The organism is Ruegeria sp. CDSC054 (genome assembly GCF_059610645.1).
Genome location: NZ_JBXWOA010000014.1, coordinates 57,927 through 81,393, shown reverse-complemented (window position 1 = coordinate 81,393; position 23,467 = coordinate 57,927). Strand labels below are relative to the sequence as shown.

At 58.7% G+C, this 23,467-nt stretch carries 28 protein-coding genes; 10 read left to right on the top strand and 18 right to left on the bottom strand.

The genetic code is table 11. From position 1 onward, the window contains the following. The first annotated feature begins 174 nt into the window (after positions 1-174). Positions 175-1,164, top strand: coding sequence for a glutathione S-transferase family protein (locus AC2FGC_RS20455; protein ID WP_496727093.1), 990 nt, complete (start codon positions 175-177; stop codon positions 1,162-1,164). Here the strand turns inward: AC2FGC_RS20455 and AC2FGC_RS20450 are convergent. Continuing rightward, entirely contained in the window at positions 1,146-1,508 is a 363-nt protein-coding gene (locus tag AC2FGC_RS20450; protein WP_108861296.1) for a response regulator transcription factor, read from the bottom strand. The genes AC2FGC_RS20455 and AC2FGC_RS20450 overlap by 19 nt on opposite strands. Positions 1,509-1,690: 182 nt before the next feature. On the opposite strand from AC2FGC_RS20450, the gene AC2FGC_RS20445 reads away from it, so the two are divergent. Genes AC2FGC_RS20445 through AC2FGC_RS20435 form a run of 3 tightly spaced genes read left to right on the top strand, consistent with a single transcriptional unit; the run spans position 1,691 to position 4,748 of the window. Next, on the top strand, positions 1,691-2,656 hold the full coding sequence (locus AC2FGC_RS20445) for a threonine-phosphate decarboxylase (protein WP_496727048.1): 966 nt from the start codon (positions 1,691-1,693) through the stop codon (positions 2,654-2,656). Next, complete coding sequence (cbiB, locus tag AC2FGC_RS20440) at positions 2,653-3,573, top strand: adenosylcobinamide-phosphate synthase CbiB (RefSeq protein ID WP_496727047.1); 921 nt, start codon at positions 2,653-2,655, stop codon at positions 3,571-3,573. Before AC2FGC_RS20445 ends, cbiB begins: the two co-directional genes overlap by 4 nt. Positions 3,574-3,584: 11 nt before the next feature. Then, entirely contained in the window at positions 3,585-4,748 is a 1,164-nt protein-coding gene (locus AC2FGC_RS20435) for a lytic murein transglycosylase (protein WP_496727046.1), read from the top strand. A gap of 45 nt (positions 4,749-4,793) precedes the next feature. On the opposite strand, the gene AC2FGC_RS20430 is transcribed toward AC2FGC_RS20435, so the two are convergent. The 5 genes from AC2FGC_RS20430 to AC2FGC_RS20410 form a co-directional block, all read right to left on the bottom strand. After that, a complete protein-coding gene (locus AC2FGC_RS20430; protein WP_113791500.1) occupies positions 4,794-5,132 on the bottom strand; it encodes an acyl-CoA thioesterase in 339 nt (112 codons plus the stop codon). 224 nt (positions 5,133-5,356) lie between these two features. Then, a complete protein-coding gene (locus AC2FGC_RS20425; RefSeq protein ID WP_496727045.1) occupies positions 5,357-5,707 on the bottom strand; it encodes a hypothetical protein in 351 nt (116 codons plus the stop codon). A 54-nt stretch (positions 5,708-5,761) separates the two neighbouring features. After that, positions 5,762-9,217: a chromosome segregation SMC family protein gene (locus tag AC2FGC_RS20420; RefSeq protein ID WP_496727044.1), complete on the bottom strand. Its 3,456-nt coding sequence runs from the start codon at positions 9,215-9,217 to the stop codon at positions 5,762-5,764. A gap of 139 nt (positions 9,218-9,356) precedes the next feature. Further along, positions 9,357-9,752, bottom strand: a complete 396-nt coding sequence (locus AC2FGC_RS20415) for a hypothetical protein (protein WP_496727043.1) — start codon at positions 9,750-9,752, stop codon at positions 9,357-9,359. 45 nt (positions 9,753-9,797) lie between these two features. Beyond that, positions 9,798-10,997, bottom strand: a complete 1,200-nt coding sequence (locus AC2FGC_RS20410; RefSeq protein WP_496727042.1) for an aminotransferase-like domain-containing protein — start codon at positions 10,995-10,997, stop codon at positions 9,798-9,800. A 156-nt stretch (positions 10,998-11,153) separates the two neighbouring features. On the opposite strand from AC2FGC_RS20410, the gene AC2FGC_RS20405 reads away from it, so the two are divergent. Then, positions 11,154-11,924 (top strand): FadR/GntR family transcriptional regulator, encoded by a 771-nt coding sequence (locus AC2FGC_RS20405; protein WP_496727041.1) that lies wholly within the window; start codon positions 11,154-11,156, stop codon positions 11,922-11,924. Positions 11,925-12,124: 200 nt separating this feature from the next. Here AC2FGC_RS20405 and AC2FGC_RS20400 read toward each other — a convergent pair whose 3' ends face one another. The 7 genes from AC2FGC_RS20400 to AC2FGC_RS20370 all read right to left on the bottom strand — a co-directional run bounded on the left by AC2FGC_RS20400 (position 12,125) and on the right by AC2FGC_RS20370 (position 15,892). Then, positions 12,125-12,982, bottom strand: a complete 858-nt coding sequence (locus AC2FGC_RS20400) for a glycosyltransferase family 2 protein (RefSeq protein ID WP_496783295.1) — start codon at positions 12,980-12,982, stop codon at positions 12,125-12,127. Between the two features lie 29 nt (positions 12,983-13,011). After that, positions 13,012-13,230, bottom strand: coding sequence for a hypothetical protein (locus AC2FGC_RS20395; protein WP_496727039.1), 219 nt, complete (start codon positions 13,228-13,230; stop codon positions 13,012-13,014). A 91-nt stretch (positions 13,231-13,321) separates the two neighbouring features. Continuing rightward, positions 13,322-13,882: a F0F1 ATP synthase subunit B gene (locus tag AC2FGC_RS20390; protein ID WP_496727038.1), complete on the bottom strand. Its 561-nt coding sequence runs from the start codon at positions 13,880-13,882 to the stop codon at positions 13,322-13,324. Between the two features lie 5 nt (positions 13,883-13,887). Then, complete coding sequence (locus AC2FGC_RS20385) at positions 13,888-14,439, bottom strand: F0F1 ATP synthase subunit B' (RefSeq protein WP_496727037.1); 552 nt, start codon at positions 14,437-14,439, stop codon at positions 13,888-13,890. An 86-nt stretch (positions 14,440-14,525) separates the two neighbouring features. Beyond that, positions 14,526-14,750 (bottom strand): F0F1 ATP synthase subunit C, encoded by a 225-nt coding sequence (locus AC2FGC_RS20380; protein WP_005981269.1) that lies wholly within the window; start codon positions 14,748-14,750, stop codon positions 14,526-14,528. 48 nt (positions 14,751-14,798) lie between these two features. Beyond that, a complete protein-coding gene (locus tag AC2FGC_RS20375; RefSeq protein ID WP_496727036.1) occupies positions 14,799-15,557 on the bottom strand; it encodes a F0F1 ATP synthase subunit A in 759 nt (252 codons plus the stop codon). A gap of 2 nt (positions 15,558-15,559) precedes the next feature. Beyond that, positions 15,560-15,892, bottom strand: a complete 333-nt coding sequence (locus AC2FGC_RS20370) for an AtpZ/AtpI family protein (RefSeq protein ID WP_496727035.1) — start codon at positions 15,890-15,892, stop codon at positions 15,560-15,562. Between the two features lie 231 nt (positions 15,893-16,123). Here AC2FGC_RS20370 and AC2FGC_RS20365 point away from each other — a divergent pair, with 231 nt between their 5' ends. Beyond that, positions 16,124-16,459, top strand: a complete 336-nt coding sequence (locus AC2FGC_RS20365) for an ArsR/SmtB family transcription factor (protein WP_058273314.1) — start codon at positions 16,124-16,126, stop codon at positions 16,457-16,459. A 2-nt stretch (positions 16,460-16,461) separates the two neighbouring features. Here the strand turns inward: AC2FGC_RS20365 and AC2FGC_RS20360 are convergent, their stop codons facing one another. From AC2FGC_RS20360 to AC2FGC_RS20345, 4 genes are all read right to left on the bottom strand, one after another. After that, on the bottom strand, positions 16,462-16,875 hold the full coding sequence (locus AC2FGC_RS20360; protein WP_496767225.1) for a universal stress protein: 414 nt from the start codon (positions 16,873-16,875) through the stop codon (positions 16,462-16,464). A gap of 106 nt (positions 16,876-16,981) precedes the next feature. Further along, complete coding sequence (locus AC2FGC_RS20355; RefSeq protein WP_496767227.1) at positions 16,982-17,260, bottom strand: hypothetical protein; 279 nt, start codon at positions 17,258-17,260, stop codon at positions 16,982-16,984. A 62-nt stretch (positions 17,261-17,322) separates the two neighbouring features. Beyond that, the gene (locus AC2FGC_RS20350) at positions 17,323-18,237 is read right to left on the bottom strand and encodes a DMT family transporter (RefSeq protein WP_496767229.1); all 915 of its coding nucleotides are present in this window, start codon (positions 18,235-18,237) and stop codon (positions 17,323-17,325) included. Then, the gene (locus AC2FGC_RS20345) at positions 18,234-19,112 is read right to left on the bottom strand and encodes a LysR family transcriptional regulator (RefSeq protein WP_058273318.1); all 879 of its coding nucleotides are present in this window, start codon (positions 19,110-19,112) and stop codon (positions 18,234-18,236) included. The genes AC2FGC_RS20350 and AC2FGC_RS20345 overlap by 4 nt, the downstream gene beginning before the upstream one ends. Before the next feature lie 118 nt (positions 19,113-19,230). On the opposite strand from AC2FGC_RS20345, the gene AC2FGC_RS20340 reads away from it, so the two are divergent. Both AC2FGC_RS20340 and AC2FGC_RS20335 read left to right on the top strand, forming a co-directional pair. After that, complete coding sequence (locus AC2FGC_RS20340) at positions 19,231-19,812, top strand: FMN-dependent NADH-azoreductase (RefSeq protein ID WP_496727032.1); 582 nt, start codon at positions 19,231-19,233, stop codon at positions 19,810-19,812. 71 nt (positions 19,813-19,883) lie between these two features. Then, positions 19,884-20,624, top strand: coding sequence for an aspartate/glutamate racemase family protein (locus AC2FGC_RS20335; protein WP_496783292.1), 741 nt, complete (start codon positions 19,884-19,886; stop codon positions 20,622-20,624). Here AC2FGC_RS20335 and AC2FGC_RS20330 read toward each other — a convergent pair whose 3' ends face one another. After that, complete coding sequence (locus AC2FGC_RS20330) at positions 20,625-21,155, bottom strand: prolyl-tRNA synthetase associated domain-containing protein (protein ID WP_496727030.1); 531 nt, start codon at positions 21,153-21,155, stop codon at positions 20,625-20,627. Between the two features lie 89 nt (positions 21,156-21,244). On the opposite strand from AC2FGC_RS20330, the gene AC2FGC_RS20325 reads away from it, so the two are divergent. Both AC2FGC_RS20325 and ffh read left to right on the top strand, forming a co-directional pair. Continuing rightward, positions 21,245-21,763 (top strand): hypothetical protein, encoded by a 519-nt coding sequence (locus AC2FGC_RS20325; RefSeq protein WP_496727029.1) that lies wholly within the window; start codon positions 21,245-21,247, stop codon positions 21,761-21,763. A 161-nt stretch (positions 21,764-21,924) separates the two neighbouring features. Then, on the top strand, positions 21,925-23,430 hold the full coding sequence (gene ffh / locus AC2FGC_RS20320) for a signal recognition particle protein (protein ID WP_496727028.1): 1,506 nt from the start codon (positions 21,925-21,927) through the stop codon (positions 23,428-23,430). Positions 23,431-23,467 lie beyond the last annotated feature (37 nt).

The window sequence follows — 23,467 nt, the reverse complement described above, 5'->3', positions numbered from 1 at the left end:
CAAATTGTAAAAATCCAGTGAACCCGGTCACAGTCAGCGCCGAGAAATCAATTTGTTGCACAGAAATCCCAATCCAACTTGTGCGTGTGCGCAGGCAGATTGCGCGCGTCCTCGCATAGGAACGGCACTTGCGACCGCCTATGTTTGGCTAAATCGCTTTTCGGAGGGCATGAGATGGGCCTGTTGGTCGACGGTAAATGGCACGACACTTGGTATGACACCAAATCTACTGGCGGCGCGTTCAAACGCAGCGCCGCGCAGTTCCGCAACTGGCTGACTACAGATGGCAGCGCCGGACCATCGGGCAAGGGCGGGTTTAACGCTGAATCCGGGCGCTATCATCTTTACGTAAGCCATGCCTGCCCCTGGGCACACCGAACTCTGATCTTCCGGGAACTGAAGGGTTTGACCAGTCACATCTCTGTTTCTGTTGTGCATTCCGACATGCTGGATAAGGGCTGGACCTTTGAGACTGATGGCAATGGGGCAACCGGGGACACTCTCTATGGTCTGGACTTTGCCCACCAGATTTACACCAAGGCCGACACTTCTTATTCGGGCCGGGTCACAGTGCCGATCCTGTGGGACAAGAAACAGCAGACGATCGTTTCGAACGAAAGCTCGGAAATCATCCGCATGCTCAATTCGGCCTTTGACGGGATCACCGGAAATACCGATGATTACTGGCCCGAGACAATGCGGGATGAAATCGAAGAAGTGAACGCGCGCATCTATTCCAACGTCAACAACGGCGTCTACAAGTCAGGCTTTGCCACCAGCCAACAGGCCTATGACGCCGCCGTGGATCCGCTGTTTGAAACACTGGACTGGCTGGAAGACCGTTTGACTTCAAACCGTTATCTGATGGGTGATCGCATGACCGAGGCTGACTGGCGGTTGTTCACGACGCTGATCCGGTTCGATCCCGTCTATCATCTGCATTTCAAATGCAATCGGCGGCGGCTGATCGATTATCCGAATCTTTGGGCTTATACGCGCGAGTTGTATCAATGGCCGGGCGTCGCTTCGACGGTGAACATGCATCACATCGTGCGCCACTATCACTATAGCCACGAAAGCATCAACCCGCATCGGATCATCCCGACCAACCCGGTTTTGGACTACATGGAACCGCACGGGCGCGGTCAGCGGCCCGCCGCGTAATGCTCGACCATCGCCGCCAGATCTTCTGGCGGCGTGCCGCTTTGCACATAAGCGCACGCATTTGGGCTGTGGGCAAAAATCGATCCGTCTGAAAAAAAGGTGGTGTTGGTGACAAAGATCACCCGCGCCTCGGGGCGGCGATAGCTGGCGAAATCAGCCACTGCCAACGCGCTGCCATTTTCCAGCACCAGATCCAGCACGATGATATCGAAATCCGTGCCGTACAGCGCAAGGATCGCAGCCTCTTGCCCGGCAACAAGCGTCACTTCGGCGCCTTGCCGTTCCAGATGTCTTTTCCAGACCCGACCAAGGTCGGGGTTACTCTCAACAATCAGTACATTCATTTGCAACAACCTCGGCACTTGGTAGAGTGTGCGGTGCCGACCCCCGTGGTTTGTGATCACGCTTATTCCTTAACAAAGTGTTAATGGTGCCGGTCATCCGGGCCGATCACGCGGATTTGCTTGTGTAAGCGGCGAAAATCCGCTTGAAGCACAACAAACGCGCAATTCCGGCGAGAACATCGATGGCAAGCCCAAACGCAGATTTGAACCCCCGTGCCGCGCGCGACCATGGCGGCGGACTGGACGGTGCTATCGCCCGGTTCGGCGGGGCACGCGACAACTGGCTGGACCTGTCCACCGGCATCAACCCACACCCGTATCCGGTGTCGGGACTGACCCCATCGGATTGGGCCGCGCTGCCGGATCACGGTGCGTTCGAACGGCTGTCTGCCGCAGCACGCCAGTTCTGGTCCGTTCCCAAAGGTGCAGCGATTCTGCCCGCGCCCGGCGCTTCAGCAGTAATCGCCCGCATGCCTGCACTTGCTGCGACGGGTCGGGTTCAGATCACAGCACCTACCTACAACGAACACGCGGCAGCTTTCTCCGCGCAGGGTTGGACAGTTCAGTCGAACGGCCCAGCCGAGGCGCGCGTCCTTGTGCACCCGAATAATCCGGATGGACGTATCTGGACCGTAGAGGACGCCGATGCCCCGCTGACCGTGATTGATGAGAGTTTTTGTGACGTTTGCCCTGACGCATCCCTAATTCATCTGGCCGAGCAGCCCGGTGTGATCGTGTTGAAAAGTTTCGGCAAGTTCTGGGGTTTGGCCGGGTTACGACTGGGATTTGCGATTGGCCGCCCTGACCTGATCTCAAAGCTGAACGATCTGACCGGGCCGTGGTCCGTCTCGGGCCCTGCCCTTCGGATCGGGGAACAGGCGCTGCAGGACATAGACTGGGCCAAGGCGACCCGTCAGCAATTGGCGGATGCGGCAGATCGGCTGGACGGGTTCGTTACGGGCAAAGGTGCAGAACTGGTCGGCGGCACCACATTGTTCCGCCTTTATGACGTCGACGATGCCGCCGCTTGGCAGGCCAAACTGGCCCGCGCCCATATCTGGAGCCGTATATTCCCCTACTCAAACACCTATCTGCGCCTTGGCTTACCGCCCGCAGACGGGTGGAGCCGGCTTGAGGCCGCGTTGTGAGCACAGCTTTCCTGCTGGTTTGCGCCATGTGTCTGGACGCGGCGCTAGGAGAGCCAGATTGGCTCTGGTCGCGCATTCGTCATCCGGCAGTGATGATCGGCACCGCCATCGGCTGGCTGGATCAGCGTCTGAACCACGGAACGAATAGACGCCTGAAAGGCGTGGCCATCGTGGTGCTGCTGATCTTTGGCGCAGTGACTCTGGGCCGCGCGCTGACCGTGTTTGGGCCAGTGATCGAGATCATCCTTGCCGCAATTCTGCTGGCACAGAAGTCACTGGTGACCCATGTCCGCGACGTGGGCGAAGGGTTGCGCGCCTCGTTGGTCGACGGGCGCGCCAAGGTTGCCATGATTGTTTCGCGCGATACGCGGGATATGACTGAAGCGCAGGTCGCCCGATCAGCGATTGAGAGCGCCGCTGAAAACCTCAGCGACGGAGTAATTGCGCCCGCGTTTTGGTTTCTGGTTGCGGGCCTGCCTGGATTGCTGATCTACAAGGCGGTCAACACCGCCGATAGCATGATCGGCTACCGATCAGAAAAGTACCGCGATTTCGGCTGGGCCGCTGCGCGTCTAGACGATGTGTTGAACCTTATTCCCGCCCGTCTGACCTGCGTGATGATCGTGGCGTACTCCGGCCAATGGGCGCGCTGGCCCGAAATGGTCGCGGATGCGCGCCGCCATATCTCACCCAACGCAGGCTGGCCCGAGGCCGCCATGGCGCGCGCCTTAAACGTCGCCCTAGCCGGGCCACGCAGCTATGATGGTCAGGTCCGCGATCTGGCCTGGGTCAACGGTGATGCGTCACGTAACATCGGCGCGCCGGAGATTTTCCGCGCATGTGACATGCTTTGGCGGGTTTGGGGGCTTGCACTGGGCCTCGTGTCGGTGTGGGTTGGGGCAAATTTCATTTTCTGAGGGACCTAAAAATGCGTTTTCTCTCCGGCATCATTGCCGCCACCCTGCTCGCCTCTCCCGCCCTGGCCCAATGTGGCGGCGGGTTCAATTCCTTTGTGAAGGGTCTGAAGGCCGAGGCCGTTCAGCAAGGGTTCGACAAATCCACCGTGAACAGCTTTTTCAAAGGTGTTCAGCAGGACAGCGCGGTTCTAAAGGCGGATCGGGCGCAAGGCGTATTCCAAATACCGTTCATCGATTTTTCACGCCGCCTGATCTCGCAGAACCGGATAGATCGCGGCAAATCCATGTCTCGCAAATACGATGCGGTGTTCGACCGGATAGAGCGGGAATATGGCGTGTCGCGCGGTGTACTGCTGGCATTCTGGGCGTTCGAGACCGACTATGGCGCGGTACAAGGTGACTTCAACACCCGCAACGCTCTGGTCACTCTGGCGCATGACTGCCGCCGCCCTAAGCTGTTCCGCCCACAGGTTTTTGCTGCCATCGAACTCTACAGCCAAGGGGATTTTGACCCCAACCGCACGACCGGTGCCTGGGCAGGTGAGATCGGCATGGTGCAAATGCTGCCCCGCGACATTCTGGAAAATGGCGTGGACGGGGATGGCAACGGCAAGGTCTCGTTAAAAACCTCGGCCCCGGATGCGCTGATGTCGGGCGGCAAGATGCTGTCGCATCTGGGCTGGCGTCCGGGTGAACCATGGCTGCAGGAGGTGACTGTTCCCGCCCAGATGGACTGGTCCCTGTCCGGACCCGGCAAGTCGCGGTCCGTATCAGAGTGGCAGGCGATGGGCGTTCAGGCGCGCAGCGGATCATTGGCCAACCTGCCCGCATCGCTGATCCTGCCGCAGGGTCGCAACGGCCCCGCATTTTTGGCCTATCCAAACTTTGACGTCTATTTCGAATGGAACCAGAGCTTTGTTTATGTCCTGACTGCCGCCTATTTCGGCACGCGGTTGGAGGGAGGGCAAATCTACGACGCAGGTTCCCCGCCACAAGGCCTGTCGGGTGCGCAGATGAAGCAGCTGCAGACAAAATTACAAGCGCGTGGGCATGATGTCGGCAAAATAGACGGCATCCTCGGTGCAGGAACGCGCGCAGCTGTTCAGGCGGAACAAGCCCGACTGGGGCTACCAGCAGATGCGTGGCCGACGGCAGAGTTGTTGAACAGCCTCTGACGCAACGCTCAAATGTCGGCCGGGGCGTATTTGCGCCCCGCCGACTTATGTCTCGTCAAATACCGGTCGCGGCGCACCATTTTCGTCCAACGCAACAAATACGAAATCCGCATCCGTGACCTTTTGCGCCTTTTCCGAATACCTCGGGCGAGCCCATGCATCCACGTGAATGCGCATCGATGTGCGCCCAACTTTCAACAGCGTCGCATAAAGTGTGACTTCATCCCCTACCTTAACCGGACGCAGGAATTGCATCGCCTCAACCGACACAGTCGCACCACGCCCTTGCGAAACCCGCCCGGCCATGTTTCCGGCAGCTAAATCCATCTGCGACATCAGCCACCCGCCAAAAATATCCCCTGAAGGGTTCGTGTCTGCCGGCATCGCGATACTTCGGATCACCAGCACACCATCGTCCTGCTGACGCCCATGAGAGCTGCGTTGTTTTCCAAGAGCCAGTGTGTCTTTGGATGCTTCGCTCACTTACTTTTCCTTTTTTGGCCACCGCGGTCTGCGCACCTCTGTCGCCCCATGATCTTATTGCATGCCCAGGCAATCACAAACACAATGCCAGATGCTGTTTTGAATGCGCTGGGAAGTCTGCCGAATTACTCGGGCCGGACCGGGTATCGGTTGCCTTTCTCGTCAATCAAAACCAAACGCTTACCGCTGCGTACATAGAGATCACAGCGGCTGAATCCGTTTCGATAGGCAATGCAGACGCTGCCGTCATCGGCGATGGAATATGTCCCGAACGCGGATTCCCCGCTGGCGTAGGTAAAGGAATAGGCCCCACCAGCAGAAAACTTGGACTGTCCGTCGTCATAGAAGGTCAGCGTTCGCCCCGCCAGGGCATCCAGATCGGCAGATGAAAGCGGGACATCTCCGGGTTTTGTTGGCCATTCCGCCGCCACAACCGGGCTGGCAGTCAACAGGGCAAGGATCAGATATCGGGTCATACGGCCACCTTAACCCGCCACCGGGCGATTGGGGCATAACGTTGCAGTGAACGATCAGGCGACCATCTGTTCGGCCTTTTTCAGATCGACCGAAACCAATTGACTGACGCCCTGTTCCTGCATGGTCACGCCAAACAACCGATCCATCCGCGCCATGGTCACCGCGTGGTGGGTGATGATCAGGAACCGAGTGTCCGTCTGGCGGCACATTTCGTCCAGCAAATCACAGAAACGGGTGACGTTGGCGTCATCCAGCGGCGCGTCGACCTCATCCAGCACACAGATCGGCGCGGGGTTGGCGAGGAAGACGCCAAAGATCAGCGCCGTGGCGGTCAGGGTCTGTTCACCGCCCGACAACAGGCTAAGCGTCGACAGCTTCTTGCCTGGCGGTTGGCACATAATTTCCAGTCCGGCATCCAGCGGATCATCGCTTTCAACCATGACCAGATTGGCCTCGCCACCGCCGAACAGATGCTTGAACAACATGGCGAAGTTAGAATTCACCTGTTCGAACGCAGTCAGCAGACGCTCACGACCCTCGCGGTTAAGACTGGCGATGCCGCTGCGCAGGGCCTTGATCGCCTCTTCCAGATCGGCCTTTTCGCTGTTCAGTGTGTCAAACTCTTCCTGAACTTCTTTGCTGTCTTCTTCGGCGCGCAGGTTCACCGCACCCATTGCGTCTCGTTGACGCTTGTGGCGGTTCACTTCGGCCTCCAGCGCGTCGGCGGCAGGCATCTGGTCGGGGTTCACATCCAGTTGGTTCAGCAACTGGTTCGGCGTCAGCTGCTGGTCTTCAGCGATCCGCTCAGCGGCGGCCACGACGCCTTCCTTGGCTGCGTCACAGCGCGCCTCGGCCGCCGCGCGGGATTCGCGGGCTTCCGACGCCAAACGTTCAGCCTCACGCTCGGCCAACACAACCTCGCGCTGCTGCGTTTCAGCCTCGGCAAGCTTGTCGGCGGCCTCGGCGCGCCGGGCCTCGGCTGTTTCGATCAACTCGTTCAGTTCTTCACGCGCCTCGGCGATCTCACCCGGGGCGGCCATCGCCTCAGACAGTTCCCCCTCAGAGCTTTCCTTGCGCTCGACCAATTCCGAGATACGTTTTTCTGCTGACTCCAACCGGTGCCGCCACCCACTGAGGTCCTTTGTCACTTCTTGAGCCCGCCGCGTCCGCGCCTCGCCTTCGCGGCGCAGCTCATCATGGGATGAACGATGGGTCAGCATGGTGATCCTTGCGGCCTCAACCGTTTGCTTGATGTCCTCGACCTGCGCACGCGCGCTATCGACATCACCCAGGCCATCCAGCGCTCCCTCGGCCTCGCGCAGTTGCGCGCGGGCTGACATGGCATCTTCCTTGTGCCGGTCAACAGCAAGGGCGAGAGTTTCCAGCTTACCCTGCGCCAGATTGCGGTCGGCCTCGGCCCGGCTCAGCTGACGCGCGGTTTCCGCCATCCGCTGGTCGGCTGCTCGGCGGGCTTCGCGGGCCCGGCGGTCTGCTTCGGTGACGTCCGCCAATTGCTGCGACAGCGCTTCATGCGCGGCGCGGGCACCATCAGCCTGCGCTTCGGCGCGGGTAAGTTCCTGTTTCAGAGCTTCAAGCTTGTTGAGCTGCTCCAACCGCAAGGCTGCAGCGCTTGGCGCATCCTCGGCCCATGCCCGAAATCCATCCCAACGCCACAAGTCACCTGAACGGGACACCAGACGCTGCCCCGGCTTCAATGAGGCTTGCAGCTGCGCGCCCTGATCCGCATCAACCAACCCGATCTGAGCGATCCGGCGGCTCAGACGGTCTGGGCCCGAGACATGCAGCGCCAATGGTTCGGCCCCGTCGGGCAAGGGCTGATCTGCATCATAGCCCGAAACTTGTACCCAGCCCGACGGTCCGTCGGCGTCGACCAACGGTGTACGCAGGTCGTCAGCCAGTGCCGCCCCCAGCGCCTTTTCATAACCGGGCTCGACCCGCAGCAGATCCAGAACCTGCCCGCCTTCGGCCGTATCCCGTTCGACCAGTTTGGCGAGGGCCGATGTCTCAGCGCGGATTGCACCCAATTCACCCTCTGCCTCGGATCGCTGAGCGCGCGCCTCGGCCTCGCGCGCCTGCGTTTCGTTGCGCAATTCATCTGCCGCAGCCAGCGCTTCTTCGGCGGCCTCTGCAGCCTCGCGCGCTTCTTCCTCGCCTTCCTGCGCTTGTTCGTATGCTTCGCTGGCGCGGGTCAAAGCATCTCGGGCTTCGTCTACTGCACCACGGGCTTTCTCTTCCTCACCCTCGGACCGGGCCAGTGTCTTACGGCTGTCTTCGACCAATCGTTGCGCCGACTGGTGACGGGCTACAAGACGCGCCATATCCTCGGTTTCCTGCGACAAGTGATCTTCACGATCCTGCAGCACAGATGCGGCTTCGCGCGCGATCTCGGCGGCCTTAGCCACTTTGTCGTCATGCCCTTCTGCCGCTTTGGCCAGTTCGCGTGCTTCCCATTCCAGACGCTCGATCATCTGGCCCGCGTCCCGGTTCAGGCCGGTTTCGCGTTCGATATCGTTGGCCAACTGCTGAATTCGGTTGGCCAGCGTCTCGATCGTCTGACACGCGCGGGTTTCTTGATCAGCCAGCTGATCACGCTGCACCTGCTGACGTTGCAAGACGGCGGCGGCGATTGCCTCCTCCTCGCGCAACGGTGGCAGAGTTTCCTCGATTTCAGACCGCTTGGTACTGGCGGCGCGCGCTTCGGCCTCGGCACGGGAAGCTTCGGTGATCCGCTCGCGCAAGACGTCTTCGGCTTGCTGGCGGGCCATGTCGGCCTCTTTCCAGCGTCGATAGAGCAGCATGCCCTCGGCCTGCCTTAGCTGCTCGCCAATCTCGCGGTACCGCGCCGCCTGACGCGCCTGACGCGCAAGCTGCGCTAATTGGGTGCCCAGTTGCTCCAGCACGTCATCGACACGGGTCAGGTTGGATTCGGTGCCCTTCAGCTTAAGCTCCGCCTCGTGGCGGCGCTGATAAAGGCCCGAAATACCCGCCGCCTCTTCCAGAATGCGGCGGCGTGCACGGGGCTTGGCGTTGATCAACTCGGCAATGCGGTTCTGCCCCACCAGCGCCGGTGAATGCGCACCGGTCGAGGCGTCAGCGAACAGCATCTGCACGTCACGCGCCCGCACGTCCTTACCATTGGTTTTGTAGGCGCTGCCCACATCACGCGTAATGCGGCGAACGATTTCCAATTGGTCGCTGTCATTGAACCCCGAGGGCGCCAACCGCTCCGAGTTATCCATTGTCAGGACAACTTCGGCAAAATTGCGTGCCGGACGCGTCGCGGCCCCGGCAAAGATCACATCTTCCATCGCGCCACCGCGCATGGATTTGGGGCGATTTTCACCCATCACCCAACGCAACGCTTCCAGAAGATTGGACTTGCCGCAGCCATTTGGGCCCACCACACCGGTCAACCCATCCGCGATGATCAGATCGGTCGGGTCAACAAAGCTTTTGAAGCCGGTGAGTTTGAGTTTGCTGAAACGCAAAGGCCGCTCGTCCCATGATTCCTATATCTGGAAGTCTGCGCAACCCATTGGGGGTGAGTCAACGGAGTAACGCAGGATATGGGATTTCATGCCAAGTTATCCACAATATCTTGCCAAAATACGCAAAAAAGCGCGTATCTCAGTAAGGAGCACACTCAAAAACCTGATAGCCATAGTCTTCGTAGTAGCCATAGTCGGAACATTCATAGGGACCGCGAAGAAGGCTGCCGAAAATCAGCTTTTTCCCAAGTTCCCGGTCGCAACCCAGAATGCCCACAGTGACCGCAGCGTCGCCCAGAACATCCAGCAACGGGCAACCCGACACCTGTGCCATAGCCAGTGCGGCCCGGTCGCGTACGGGGCCAAGGCGCGGAGCATATTGAGAATTGATGCGTACAGCCTCAGCCAGTTGATCGCGGATCCGCACGTCAAATACACTGCCGTTCACCGCCACACGGGTCGCAGGCACATCGCGAAAGTGGGGCGTGCCGGCCGAGCAAGCGGCCAGCACTAGGAGGGACAGATACCGGATCATACCCCCAGCATTGCGCCATCAAGGTTAACAAAACCTTTCCGCCGGTCAGGCGCGCAGAACCTCGCCCAATCGCTGAATACCTTCGCGGATTGTATCCTCATCCGAGTTTGAGAAACTCAGCCGGATCGTGTTGGTCCCGCTGCCGTCCGGGAAAAAGGCTCCACCCGGGACAAAGGCGACTTTGACCGTGTCCAGCGCCCGGGCTAACAGTTCGGCCCCGTTTGTACCGACCGGCAATGTCAACCACACGAACATGCCGCCTTCGGGCTTGGTCCACTGCACGCCATCGGGCATATGGTCCTGCAACGCCTGCAACATGGCGTCGCGGCGGGCACCATAGACACGACGCAGCATCGGGATATGCGTGTCGAAGCAAGCCCGTGCCACCTGGTCAATGGCCATCTGGTTGATGGTCGCCGAATGAAGATCGGCAGCCTGTTTCATCAGCACCAATTGAGAAATCACCGGCTTTGCCGCCACGACCCAACCAACCCTCAACCCCGGTGACAGGGTTTTCGAAAAGCTTCCGCAATAGATCGTGCGGCAATCTTCAATCGACCCTTTACGCGCCAATTCCAGTGCCAGAACCGAGGGGATGGCATCCCCGTCATAACGCAGGGCCTGATAGGCGCCATCCTCGATCACCGCACAGTTCAACTCATCTGCCAGATCCAGCAGCGCCTCCCGCCCCCGCAGATCCACGGTTTCGCCTGTCGGGTTGGCGAAGTCGGGCGAGAGATAGGCGAATTTGACCGCGCCTTCGCCCGCTGACGCCGCGTATTCTGCCGCGCCCCGATTGCCATTGATGCTGAGCCGGTCAAACCGCGGTTCATAGGCATTGAATGCGGCCAGCGCGCCCAGATAAGTCGGCCATCCGACCAACGCAGTATCGCCCGGCGACAGATAGAGTTTACCCAGATAATCCAGCGCCTGCTGCGAGCCCGATGTGATCAGAATGTTCTCAAGCCCGCATTCCACTCCGATTGAACGCATGTGGTCGACGAGCCATTCCCGCAGCGGGACGTAGCCTTCGCTGACGGAATATTGCAGCGCCTGGGCCTGCTGGTCCGGCCCCAACGCAGCTTGAAAGGCGGCAGAGAACCCTTCGGCTGGAAACAACGCGGGATCGGGGATGCCGCCTGCAAACGAGATGATCCCCGGCTGATCCAACAGCTTTAACAATTCGCGTATCTCAGACGCTTTCATCCGGGATGTCCGCGTGGCGAACAATTCGTGCGTAGACATGAGTCTCCTCCGCTCTCATTCACGGCTAGCGTAGAGAGGAACAGTATAAAGTCAACAATACTGACCTAATCTTTTCAAGCCACGTGAACCCGAATTCTTGAACCTCGCCGCCATCCATGGTCATATCATTTGACCAATTTCCGGAATGACGCCTGTATGCCTTTTCAAAAAGTTCAGACCGAAAAGCTTTCAATCGCGGTGGTTCGCCAGATTGAACTGCTGATACTGCGCGGCATACTGCGCCCCGGCGAACGTCTGCCCGCCGAACGCGAATTGGCCGAGCGGCTGGGCGTATCCCGGCCGTCCCTGCGCGACGCGATCGCGGACCTGCAAAGCCAAGGGTTGCTAACAGCAAAAGCAGGATCCGGGATCTATGTGGCCGAGGTTCTGGGCTCAGCCTTCTCCCCGGCGCTGATCCGGCTGTTCGGCAGTCATGACGAGGCGGTATTCGATTACCTCTCGTTCCGGCGCGACATGGAAGGGTTGGCCGCCGAACGCGCGGCCCGGTTGGGGTCGGACAGCGACCTGAAGGTGGTACAGACGATTTTTGCAAAGATGGAAGCCGCCCATACCAGCAATGCGACCGAAGATGAGGCGCAGCTGGACGCGCAATTCCACATGGCTATCATCGAGGCCAGCCATAATGTGGTCATGTTGCATATGATGCGGTCAATGTTCGATCTGTTGCGGCAAGGCGTGTTCTATAACCGCCAGATGATGTTCCAGCAGCAAACTACGCGCGAGGCCATCCTGGACCAGCACCGCGCCATCAACACCGCGCTTCAGGCACGCGACCCGGCCGCTGCCAGACAGGCGGTTCAAGAACACCTGAGCTTTGTTGAACGCTGCATGGCCGATCAACAAAAAGCAAAAAGAAACGAACAAATCGCTCAGCAACGCCTTCAACACGAGGCAGGCACCACTTAACGCTTGCGCTGAAGGTCCCTGACACGCCGCGTCATTTCGTGATTGTTCTGCCGGACAAGACTTGCGCCGCAATACAATATTTCATGGTTTCGGCGCAGCCACCTAAGCGGCCATATGGCGCTCAACGAATTCTGCATCGGACAAGAACGTACCCAGCTGCCCGGTAAGCATTTATTTTGGCATCGACGTTTTATCCCTGGTCACAATCCACGCAACCTGCTGACCAACCTGGACTTCCACAAATCTAAAGGTTTCAAAGGCTTCGGATCAGAGCGACGAAGCGTTGGAAATGCCTGATCTGCTTCCTCGCGCGTCCTGAGTTTCAGCGGTTCCTTCAGAACCGATTCTACAATGTCACCAACGATAATCGGCCTTTGTCGCTCGCGTTCAATAACCTCAAGCATCTCGGCGTGGTAAGCATCCATCGCCTCAGAGCGTTGTCCCGTACGAAAGCGAAACGCGCCGATGCCGGTATGAACCGGAACCAGGTCCGCGTGACGCAAAAAGCGCAGCCACAATTCCCCATCCACCGCCAATTTCAAAGATTCGTCCAATCCGCTGCCTGCCTTGTCCCACAGGCTGCGCCGCCAAAAGGTCGACTCTTGTTGAATCCATTGATAGTCGCCCGCCAGAAGCCGAGGGTATGAAACCGGCCTGGGCCGGCCCGCGCGCAGAACGTGCCCGGATTCGTCAATCGTCGTGAGTTTGCCGGTGATCCACTCGGGACCCGAGTTTCCCGCGAACAGGGACCCCACTGTTTCCAACCCTCCGGGCATAAGCATATCGTCGGAATTGATCCACCCCATGACCTCGCCCGTGGCCACGGCAAAGCCCTTGTTGACAGCATTAGCCTGCCCGGTATCCGGCCCGGACAACACGTGGCTGAACGCATCCCGGTAGCGTTCGACAATCTCCAGCGATCCGTCTGTGCTGCCGCCATCGGACAGGGCCAATTCAAGATCTGGGTAGGATTGATCCAGCACCGAGGTAATGGTCTGCTCCAGAAACCCGGCACAGTTCAGATTGGGGATGATCAGGCTAATCTTTGGCAAATTCATTGGCGATCTAGTCCTTCCACCCCGGAACGTTACATCTCGAGGAGCCGAGGCAAACAATTAGGAACCAATACATAGACATCCGAGTTCTTCTCGACAAACGCCTTCAGAACCTGATCCGTTTCGCCGGAATTGTCGTTTGTGGCGATGATTACGTGGCTGCGGGGCAGTTGTCGTCTCAGACGGTCAATGCGGGCCAGCGTTGCAACCAGTGCGTCCCCACCAAAGCGGACACTTCCTAGAATGTTCATGGGACCTCCAATTGACTGAAAAACAGAGGCGCAAAAACACTTTGACCCGAAAGCAAGCTTCCGGGTCAAGATTCTTCAACGGTTGTGAAAATCAGTGCAGTTTGTCACCAACATCCGCAATCGCTGCGTCGATCAGTTTGTTCGCCTGTGCGGCCGTCATCTGCTTGGCCAGAACCGCGTTGGCAGCCGATACCGCAACGGTGATGGCCTGATCACGGACTTCCTTGACAGCTGACGCTTCAGCCGAAGCGATCTGGTCCTGAGCTGCAGCCAGACGGCGGGCGATGGATTTCTCCAAATCGACCTTTGCCTGTTCTGCCGCCAGAACAGCATCTTCTTTGGCTGCAGCCACGATGGCATCCGCTTGGGTCTGCACTTCACGCTGCTTGCGCTCGTACGAGGCCAACAGGCTGCGTGCCTCTTCATGCAGGGCGCGGGCTTCATCCAGTTCGGATTTGATGCCGTCGGCGCGGTTGTCCAGCGCGCCACCAATCATACCCGGAACCTTGAAGTAGAACAGGACCGCGATGAAAACGATGAAGCCCAGAAGGACCACAAAGTCGGTGTTGCCAAGCGAGAAGAACGGGCCACTTGCGGCCAGCGCGGGGCTGGCGGTGCCGACGGTCAGGATAAGGGCAAGAGTATTCCGCATGTCACTTATCCTTTCGTCTGCGCGTCAATTGCACTGTCGATGGCTTTGGCATCCGCCTCGCCGCCCAGAGCTGTGACCAGTTCAGCTGCCGTGTCCTTGGCAACCACTTGAATGCTTTCCAGCGCGCCGGCTCGGATATCGGCAATTGCCTTTTCCGATTCAGCCGCCTTTGCAGCGATTTCCGCGTCTGCCTTGGCAATCGCGTCATCCAGACCAGACTGAATTTCAGCGCGGGCTTCTGCTGCGATACGCTGTGCCTCAGAACGGGCATCGGCCAGCGCCTTGTTATAGGCCTCTTCAGCCTCGACCGCTTTGGCCTTCAGATCTTCGGCCGCAGCCAGGTCATTTGTAATGGTCCCCTGACGTTCCGCCAGGATTGCCGCGATGCGGGGCAAGGCCACGCGAGACAGGACCAGAAAGATGACGACCAGCGTAATGACCAGCCAGAAAATCTGGTTGGGGAACCAATCGAAGCAGAGCTGGGGCATCCCGATCGCCGACCCATGAGAGTCAACGCAGGTACCTGCAATCTCTTCGTATACGGGTTCTGTCGCCATGATGTCCTCCGTCGGAACGTTGTCTTTACAACAGGTGGGCCGCTATGGCTTGGACCCACCTGCGCGTAAGGATCAGGTTCCGCAGATTAGACGGCGAACATCAGCAGCAGCGAGACCAGGAATGCGAAGATCCCCAGGGCTTCTGCGAATGCGATACCGATGAACAGGGTTGCGGTCTGCGAAGCAGCCGCCGAAGGGTTGCGCAGGGCGCCGGCCAGGAAGTTGCCTGCAACGTTGCCCACCCCGATTGCGGCTGCGCCGGAACCGATTGCTGCCAGGCCTGCGCCGATGTGTGCGAGATCGCCTTCCATGATGTTTCTCCTTACGAATTGGAAGTTTCGATGTTTGGGTATCAGACCTTAGTGCGAAGGATGCAGCGCATCTTTCAGGTAAACACAGGTCAGAATGGTGAAGACGTAGGCCTGAATGAAGGCCACCAGGACCTCAAGACCGTACATAGCGGTGATCGCCAGAACCGACACGGGCGAGATCACGGCAATCGCGGCGAATCCTGCGAAAACCTTGATAACCGCGTGGCCTGCCATGACGTTACCGGCAAGACGAATGGAGTGGCTGACCGGGCGCACGAAGTACGAGATCAGCTCGATGATCGCTAGGATCGGACGTAGCGCCAGTGGCGCGCTTGAAACCCAGAACAGTCCCAAAAACGCGGCACCGTTCTTGACGAAACCCAGGATGGTCACGGTCAGGAATACGGCCAACGCCAACGGAATGGTGACGGCGAAATGGGATGTCGTCGTGAACGACGTCGGGATCAGACCCAGGAAGTTCGCGGTCACGATGAACATGAACAGGGTCATGACATAGGGGAAGTATTTGACGCCTTCCTTACCGCAAATGTCTTCGAGCATCTTGTAGATGAAGCCGTAAGCCAGTTCCGCGATCGATTGCATACGGGTCGGAACGATAGCGCGCTTCGAGGTGCTCAGGACCAACAGGCCGATGATGGCCAGAATGGCAAGGAACAACCACAGGGTCACATTGGTAGGTGTGTACCAGGCAATCGTGTCACCGCCAAAAAGCGGCTTGACGATGAACTGATCCATCGGATGAAAAACCAGGCTGCTGCCTTCTGCTGCGGTGGTCTCAGTCGCCACGTTCAGTCCCTCTCGTCCTTGTCGGCTGCCTCAGCCGCCGTTTGCTTTTCCTGAGCCTGCTGTGCGCTGCGGAGCATAACCTTCACCCCGGCGATCAAGCCCAGTATTGTAAACAGCACCAGAAAGATCGGGATTGTCCCGAGCAGGCTGTCCAGCCCGTATCCGATGCCAAATCCGATCCCCAGACCGGATACCATTTCGATGACCATCCTCCAGGCTAGCTCGCCCCCGGATACGTCAGCATCCGCACGAGGTTTCGGCGCTTTGGCCTTTTTTGCCGCGTCGATCTTGGCCTCCAGCTGCGCCATACGCTGCTTTTGGTCGTCATCGGTCACGGGCAATTCCCTCGCACAGTCTTGAGTAGGGTGCTAAGGGGCGCGGGGCACAGAGTCAACGGTGTTAAATGTTCGATTTGCCGCACGTTAAACAATTGTTTTTAGGTGATTTATTCATGAGCTCGAGGCACCCTGAAGTTGCCCTCTTCCATCGGCGCACGTAAAAACCACTCAATTCGTATATTCAACCAAATGGTTGACCAAAACCGGGCGCTGTGATTGAGCGATAGCATGTCCAATGACCTCGATACCGTTTTCGCGGCCCTCGCCGACCCGACCCGCCGCGCCATCCTTGCGATGCTGCTTGAGGATGACATGGCCGTCACCGACGTCGCCGACCCGTTCGAGATGTCGCTGGCCGCGATCTCGAAACATCTGATCATCCTGACCAAGGCCGGGTTGATCAGCCAGGAAAAGCGCGGGCGGGTGAAGTGGTGTAAGCTGGAACCGGATGCGCTGCGCGCGGCATCCGTCTGGATGCAGGGGTTCGGTCAGTTCGAACCGGTCAATCTGGATGCGTTTGAACGATTTTTGGAAGTCGAACTGCCCGCAACAGACGATCCCTAGATCTATCTAACTACAAACACCGATACTTTGGCGTGTTTGGCCAGATATCCGGCATGGCTGGAAAAGATGTGGTCCGTGATGCGCGGTGCGTGCGTCCCAACGACGATTAGGTCGGCCCCAATCTCTTCAGCGGCGCGGGTCAAATCACCGTCGACCTCTGCAGCTACATCTACCGAGTGGATGTTGCGCGCTGAAACCTCGGAGCCACTCTGCTCGGTAAGTTGATCCACAATGGCTTGCAGCTCGACGCTGATCTCCGCGTCTGAATGCGTGACGTCGCCCGGCTGGGTTCCGGTCACGCTGACGATCGTGATCCGGGCGTTTTGCCATCTCGCCATTTGCGCCGCGACATCCAGAGCTTTGCGAATTTCCGGCGGCAGATGAATATCGACCGGGATCATAATGTGATTAAACATGGCATCTTCCTCCTGCCGCCGATGTTAGCGGGCTCAGGAATAGAGCACTTTGATCTGTCTCATGTAGATGACTCCGACCATTTCATCCGGTTCGGCCGGTTCCCAGCTAGCCTTCCTGACTATACTCGACGCCGATGATCACACCCGTTGCATCCGCAAGACACAACCACGGTGCCTGAGCGCCAGTGACCTCAATTGTCGTGATTGTTCCGGTCGGTACCGATTCAGTCGAAATCGCGTTGACGTCAGCGGCCTGAACACCCGTCTCAGCCGATACCAGCGCCTCACAACTGCCTTGAAGGTCGGTCTCCGACGACCCCTGCCCCCCTCCTTGCGTACAGGCGGATAACATCGCACCGACGACAAATAGAATAGCTTGCTTCATCATTCCCTCCGGGATGGTTCATCAGACCCGAGGGTTGTTAGATTACGGCCAAAAGACAAGGGTCATTCCGAGAGCGGCGCAGTGTCTTTCGCAGGTTGCTCTTCGCTTTTGAGCAGCAGAACAAGCGCGATCGCGGTTAAAACGACACCGACCAGCACCATGACGGTTGGCGCAGGCCGCCCAAGCGCGATCTCCCACAGGATCACCCAGCTGGGGATCAGATAAGTGTAGGCCATAACCTTGGCCGACGGCAGGCGTAGCGCTGCAAACTGGACCAGAACGAAACTGGAGGCCGTTGCGAAGATAGAAAGATACAGCAGACTGACCCAGACGATCAGCGGCAGGTTCGCCCAATCGGTTGCACGGATGTCTGACCAGCCGACCACCGTCAGGATCACACAACCAGCAACCAGTGTTCCAAATGTAAACACGACTGCGGGCTCGCCCCGGTTCAATTTACGCACCATCGGCGTGTAGATTGCATGCGCCATGCAGCCCCAGAAAAAGATGATCTCTCCGCCACCGATCTCGAAGGCGCGAAAGGACTGCCAATCGGCGCGAAAGATAACCCACAAAGCCCCGGTAGCCCCCACCGTCAATGCAAAAGCCATGCGCGGCGTGGTGATCTGGCGCAGCAGAACCCATCCGGCGATGGCCGACATGATCGGCGTCAGGGTGAAGACCGCGGATGTGCTGACCGGATCGGCGGTTTTCAGGCCGTAGAACATAAGAACAAAGTAAGTGGCGAACAGCCCGCCCAAAACAGCGTATCGCCACGGCGCGTGCGCAGCGCTGCGCGGCAACCCGGTGGTGGCAAGCGCCGCAATGCCGATGATGACGGCCGCAATCAGAAACCGTCCGGCTGTAATCGCCAACGGTGCAATCTGGTTGGCAACAATCGATCCCAACGAGAAACTACCCGCCACCAGCAGAGTGAATGTGATCATTGCCAAATGACCACGCCCCTGCGGTGTCACGAGAGCCAACCTTTGGATTCTTTCTTAAGGAACGATAGGAAGGCCTGCACTTTGGTCGTGCGATGCAGGTCGACATGGGTCACCAGCCAAAGTTTGCCGAACCATTCGGGCAAGGGCTCAATAACTTCGACCAACTCCGGATCGCGCGATGCCTCCCACCGGGCCATGAAACCGATCCCGGCCCCGGCCAGAACCGCCTCGCGCAAGCAGAAATTGTTGGTACAGCGGAATGCGATGGCCTCGGCCGGGACAGTAGCACGCAACCACTTGGAAAACGGAGCGCGGCTGTTTTCATCGTCCGTGCCGACAAACAAGTGGTCTGCAAATTCGTCAATGCTCGCTGGTTTGCCTCGGCGCTCGATATATGACTTGCTGGCAAACAAGCCGACCTCCTGTTCGATAAACGGCTGCACAACATTGTCGGGTTGGTCCGGGGCGGCACCCGCACGGATGGCCACATGCGCCTCGCCGTATTCCAGGCGGAACAGGCGGTCTCCGGTGAGGTAACGCACGATCAGACCCGGATGCATTGATTGAAACTCGGACAGGGCGGGAACGACCAAGGGCGCCAGCGAGGCCAGAGACGTCACAACCAATTCGCCCGACACATCATCGCCACGCCCTTTCATTCGGCCCACCAACTGATTGAACTGATCTTCGGTGGCCTGAGCCACGCGCAGAAGGTCCTCTCCGGCATCGGTTGGGGTATAGCCACGGGCGTGGCGCTGGAACAACTTGACGCCCAGCCGCGCTTCGATCGCGTCGATATGGCGGATCACGGTGGCATGGTGAACGCCCAAGATTTCGGCCGCGCCGCTGACAGTACCCATCCGAGCGACCTGATACGCGGTTTTGACTTCGTCCCAATTATCCATGCTCAAGCCTACTGTGCAAAATCCAACAATACCTGTTGGTATATCTGCGTTTCGTTCGCTGACGCAACACTCATATTGGGACCGGAAGCAGATTCCCCGCCAAAAAGGAAACCCTGACATGACCAAGACCATCCTGCATATCGACGCCTCGGCCCGCCGCACCGGATCCGCCACCCGCGACCTTTCCGGCCAGATTATCGGGCACCTTGGAGCCCAACGCATTATCCGCCGCGATCTTGCCAGCCCCCTGCCCCTGCTGACCGAAGACTGGATCAACGCCAACTTCACCCCCGCCGATCAACGTGACGAGGTTCAACGCGATCTGTTGGCCCTGTCCGACGAGTTGGTTGGCGAGCTACAAAACGCCGACACCATTGTCATTGGCCTGCCGATCTACAATTTCTCGGTGCCTGCGGCCTTCAAGGCCTGGATCGACCTTGTCGCCCGCGTGGGTCTGACCTTTGCCTATTCGGAAACTGGCCCCAAAGGCCTCCTGGAAGGCAAGCGCGCCGTGCTGGCAATCGCGTCCGGCGGCACCGAAGTAGGGTCTGAGATCGACTTTGCCACCAACTATGCCAAGCACGTTCTAGGATTCATCGGCATCCACGACGTCGACGTGATTGCGGCTGACAAGATGGCGCTGGATGCGGACGCCGCGTTGGCGAATGCCCAAAAAGCGGTAACTCAACTCGCCGCCTGATCCACCTCTGGCCTTTGTCTTATATAACGTCCAGTCTGCCTTAAGCGAGATTTGCAGACTGGACGTCTATCATGAAGAAAATCGGCATTCTGGGCGGTGTGGGCTGGGCCTCGACCGTGGATTATTACCGAGCGATCGCAGAAGGGGCCAGCAGGCACTTTGCCAATCGCGGCCACGGCTCGCCCCTGCCGATCCCGCCCATGACAATCGAATCCGTTACGCAGGCCAAAACCCGCGCCCTGCGGGGAACCGCCGGGGACGAGGCAAGTTGGTCCGGGTTCGACTCGGTGTTTCGCGAGGCATTGCTAACGCTTGAAAACGCGGGCTGCGACTTTGGCATCATCGCCTCGAACACTCCGCACGCGCGGCTGCATGCGATCCGGCAAGGTATCACCATGCCCATTCTCAGCATTTTCGATGCAACGGCTGAGGCCACGGCATCTGCCAAGGCGTCCACAGCCCTGGTTCTGGGAACGACGGTGACCATGCAGGCCAGCAATTATTCAGACCGATTGGCCGCTGAAGGGATCACTGCAAATGATCGCTTGCCCGAAACGGAAATTGCCGAGATTCAGGCTATGATCGACAGTGACTTCTACGGCGGCGCATCAGACACGGCGCGTGCTCGTTTACTAACTTTGTGCGACAAGCACGCAAAGCCTGGAACTGCGATCTTGCTGGCGTGCACCGAACTACCGCTGGCCTTTCCCGACCATCTGGATGACCCTGTTTTTGAGGCTGACGGCCACCTGTTCGTCAATCCGTCCGCCGCCCATGTCGCCGCAACCCTCGAAGAGGCGCTGAGCGATTGATCACGGCAGCCAGGTGATCTCGCATCCGATCTGATCGAAGAATGCCATCAGGTCATCGCGTGTCATGGCGACAGTCCGGTCATTTACCAATGGATGCATATAGATGACGTCCGCCGTTTGCGCGGCGGCGTCCATGAAGAACCGCACATCGTTTGACGCCCCGTTGATCATGGCCAGCGGACTGACCGCGCCGGGGCGGATGCCAAGGTTCTGAAACAGCCGATCCGCCGATCCAAACGACAGATTACCGATCCCCAGCTCTGTGCCCAACGCCTTGAGGTCAATCTCGCGGCTTTGTTCCAGCGTCACCAGATAGTTCCGCTTTTTCTTGTCGCGCAGGTACAAGTTCTTGAGGCGCAAGGCGTTTTCGCCTGGTACCAGGAATTGCTCTTCAACGCCTTTGGCATCCTCAACCGTGCGCAGGGGGATATGCGTGTGCAGACGATAGCTCAGCCCCCCGTCATCCAGCCGCTGCAACAGCGCGTCTGAACTGATCGGCAGCGTGTCTTGAAAAGCGGATGACGCATCCATGGGTACCTCCTCGTTTGAGGCGCTAATCGCGCAATGCGCTGACAGATTCAAGCCACGACAGGCCTGAAAATCGATGCTAGCGTGCCGCCATGAAAGTCACGCGCAATTCTCCGAACCAACTGATCTTGTCCGATACGCCATGGTTTATCGGCATCACGCTGGTCTTCTTCATTCTGGCTTTTGTCGGCGCGGGCCTGTTCATGGTCAGTGAGGGCGGTGAGGGCATCTTGTTCGGCATCTTCTTTGCCCTATTCGGCGGTGGGATGGGTCTTGGGGCCTTCTGCGCCTTTGTGCGCCGCGTTCAGGTTATCTTGGACCGGAACAAAGACAAAATAATGATCCGCAGGCAGTCCGTCTTTGGCTATGATACCGTCGAGCATTTGCTTTCAAACTTGTCCCATGCGGAGATCGAAAGCACGGCATCGAGAAGCAATAAGGGGACATCCACCCTATATCGGCCTGTGCTAATATTGGGCAAGGGAATGAGCGAGGGCCGGCATCCCATCGTCGAGGCATTCTCAAATGGTCGGGGTGCGCATCGGCTGGTTGATGCGGTCAATGACTGGCTTCCGGCGCGCAAGGTTGACTCTGCCAGCCGATCGGCCTAAAGCCCAACCCAACATCCGGAAGCGTCTGATCTTCCGGTCCCTTGAGTCGTTCAGGGATCGCCCCCCACCAGCGTGTTACGCCCGTGGGGGCGTTTGTGCATTTAACCGGCGCATCCTATCTAGGGCACGCCACCAGATAACCGGCATAGGAGGCCGAAGGCATGTTTGAAAATCTATCCGAACGCCTTTCTGGCGTCTTTGACCGGCTGACCAAACAGGGTGCCCTGTCCGAAGAAGACGTCAAAACCGCTCTGCGTGAGGTTCGGGTTGCGCTGCTTGAGGCCGATGTCTCGCTGCCGGTTGCCCGTGAATTCGTCAAGAAAGTGCAGGATCAGGCCACCGGCCAGGCGGTGACCAAGTCGATTACCCCCGGACAGCAGGTCGTCAAGATCGTGCATGACGCGTTGGTCGACACCCTGCGCGGTGAAGAAGATCCAGGTGCGCTGAAGATCGACAACCCGCCTGCCCCGATCCTGATGGTCGGCCTCCAGGGCTCGGGTAAGACGACCACAACCGGTAAGCTGGCGAAGCGCCTGAAAGAGAAAGAGGGCAAGAAGGTCCTGATGGCCTCGCTGGACGTTTATCGCCCGGCCGCGATGGATCAGTTGGCCGTTCTGGGCACGCAGGTTGGCGTTGACACCCTTCCGATTGTCCCCGGCCAGAAACCGGTCGATATCGCCAAACGCGCTAAGCAGCAGGCGACGCTTGGCGGTTATGACGTCTATATGTTGGATACTGCTGGCCGTCTGCATATCGACGAAGTCCTGATGGACGAGGTCGAGCAGGTCCGTAACGCGGTTGACCCGCGCGAGACCCTGCTGGTCGTCGATGGCCTAACCGGACAGGTCGCTGTTGAAGTCGCCGAAGAGTTCGACGCCAAGGTCGGCATTTCCGGCGTCGTCCTGACCCGAATGGACGGTGACGGGCGCGGCGGTGCGGCGCTGTCGATGCGCGCAGTCACCGGCAAACCCATCCGCTTTGTCGGTCTGGGCGAGAAGATGGACGCGCTCGAAACCTTCGAACCGGATCGGATTGCCGGCCGGATTCTGGGCATGGGCGACATCGTAGCCCTGGTTGAAAAAGCCCAGGAAACGATGGAGATGGAACAGACCGAGCGCATGATGAAGCGCATGGTCAAAGGTCAGTTCAACATGAACGACCTGAAAATGCAGCTGGAACAGATGATCCAGATGGGCGGTATGCAGGGCATGATGGGCATGATGCCGGGCATGAGTAAAATGGCCAAGCAGGTCGAAGAAGCAGGCATGGATGACAAGGTGCTCAAACGCCAGATCGCCATGATCCAGTCCATGACCAAACGCGAACGCGCCAACCCGCAGTTGCTGCAAGCGAGCCGTAAGAAACGGATCGCCGCCGGTTCGGGGATGGAGGTCAGCGACCTCAACAAGCTGCTCAAGATGCACCGGCAGATGTCCGACATGATGAAGAAGATGGGCAAAATGGGCAAAGGCAAGATGCTGAAGCAGGCCATGAAGGGCATGTTTGGCAAAGGTGGCCCCAGCCCTGAGGAAATGGCCGCGGGTATGGACCCCAAGGCACTGGAACAAGCCGCCAAAGCGATGGGCGGCAAAATGCCCGGCATGCCCGGAATGGGTGGCGGCATGGCTCTGCCTCCGGGTCTGAGCGGATTTGGAAAGAAAAAGTGACGCCAGCACGCTGCACCCAGCCCCCGTCCGGAAAGGC

What these genes read in the sequence shown, in the direction of transcription:
- AC2FGC_RS20430 (WP_113791500.1), bottom strand. Translation starts at nt 5,132, where the DNA reads ATGCCGGCAGACACGAACCCTTCAGGGGATATTTTTGGCGGGTGGCTG.
- ffh (WP_496727028.1), top strand. Translation starts at nt 21,925, where the DNA reads ATGTTTGAAAATCTATCCGAACGCCTTTCTGGCGTCTTTGACCGGCTG.
- AC2FGC_RS20325 (WP_496727029.1), top strand. Translation starts at nt 21,245, where the DNA reads ATGAAAGTCACGCGCAATTCTCCGAACCAACTGATCTTGTCCGATACG.
- AC2FGC_RS20410 (WP_496727042.1), bottom strand. Translation starts at nt 10,997, where the DNA reads ATGTCTACGCACGAATTGTTCGCCACGCGGACATCCCGGATGAAAGCG.
- AC2FGC_RS20435 (WP_496727046.1), top strand. Translation starts at nt 3,585, where the DNA reads ATGCGTTTTCTCTCCGGCATCATTGCCGCCACCCTGCTCGCCTCTCCC.
- AC2FGC_RS20405 (WP_496727041.1), top strand. Translation starts at nt 11,154, where the DNA reads ATGCCTTTTCAAAAAGTTCAGACCGAAAAGCTTTCAATCGCGGTGGTT.
- AC2FGC_RS20400 (WP_496783295.1), bottom strand. Translation starts at nt 12,982, where the DNA reads ATGAATTTGCCAAAGATTAGCCTGATCATCCCCAATCTGAACTGTGCC.
- AC2FGC_RS20355 (WP_496767227.1), bottom strand. Translation starts at nt 17,260, where the DNA reads ATGAAGCAAGCTATTCTATTTGTCGTCGGTGCGATGTTATCCGCCTGT.
- AC2FGC_RS20365 (WP_058273314.1), top strand. Translation starts at nt 16,124, where the DNA reads ATGTCCAATGACCTCGATACCGTTTTCGCGGCCCTCGCCGACCCGACC.
- AC2FGC_RS20415 (WP_496727043.1), bottom strand. Translation starts at nt 9,752, where the DNA reads ATGATCCGGTATCTGTCCCTCCTAGTGCTGGCCGCTTGCTCGGCCGGC.
- AC2FGC_RS20395 (WP_496727039.1), bottom strand. Translation starts at nt 13,230, where the DNA reads ATGAACATTCTAGGAAGTGTCCGCTTTGGTGGGGACGCACTGGTTGCA.
- AC2FGC_RS20335 (WP_496783292.1), top strand. Translation starts at nt 19,884, where the DNA reads ATGAAGAAAATCGGCATTCTGGGCGGTGTGGGCTGGGCCTCGACCGTG.
- AC2FGC_RS20445 (WP_496727048.1), top strand. Translation starts at nt 1,691, where the DNA reads ATGGCAAGCCCAAACGCAGATTTGAACCCCCGTGCCGCGCGCGACCAT.
- AC2FGC_RS20360 (WP_496767225.1), bottom strand. Translation starts at nt 16,875, where the DNA reads ATGTTTAATCACATTATGATCCCGGTCGATATTCATCTGCCGCCGGAA.
- AC2FGC_RS20380 (WP_005981269.1), bottom strand. Translation starts at nt 14,750, where the DNA reads ATGGAAGGCGATCTCGCACACATCGGCGCAGGCCTGGCAGCAATCGGT.
- AC2FGC_RS20450 (WP_108861296.1), bottom strand. Translation starts at nt 1,508, where the DNA reads ATGAATGTACTGATTGTTGAGAGTAACCCCGACCTTGGTCGGGTCTGG.
- AC2FGC_RS20340 (WP_496727032.1), top strand. Translation starts at nt 19,231, where the DNA reads ATGACCAAGACCATCCTGCATATCGACGCCTCGGCCCGCCGCACCGGA.
- AC2FGC_RS20385 (WP_496727037.1), bottom strand. Translation starts at nt 14,439, where the DNA reads ATGGCGACAGAACCCGTATACGAAGAGATTGCAGGTACCTGCGTTGAC.
- AC2FGC_RS20345 (WP_058273318.1), bottom strand. Translation starts at nt 19,112, where the DNA reads ATGGATAATTGGGACGAAGTCAAAACCGCGTATCAGGTCGCTCGGATG.
- AC2FGC_RS20390 (WP_496727038.1), bottom strand. Translation starts at nt 13,882, where the DNA reads ATGCGGAATACTCTTGCCCTTATCCTGACCGTCGGCACCGCCAGCCCC.
- AC2FGC_RS20330 (WP_496727030.1), bottom strand. Translation starts at nt 21,155, where the DNA reads ATGGATGCGTCATCCGCTTTTCAAGACACGCTGCCGATCAGTTCAGAC.
- AC2FGC_RS20425 (WP_496727045.1), bottom strand. Translation starts at nt 5,707, where the DNA reads ATGACCCGATATCTGATCCTTGCCCTGTTGACTGCCAGCCCGGTTGTG.
- AC2FGC_RS20455 (WP_496727093.1), top strand. Translation starts at nt 175, where the DNA reads ATGGGCCTGTTGGTCGACGGTAAATGGCACGACACTTGGTATGACACC.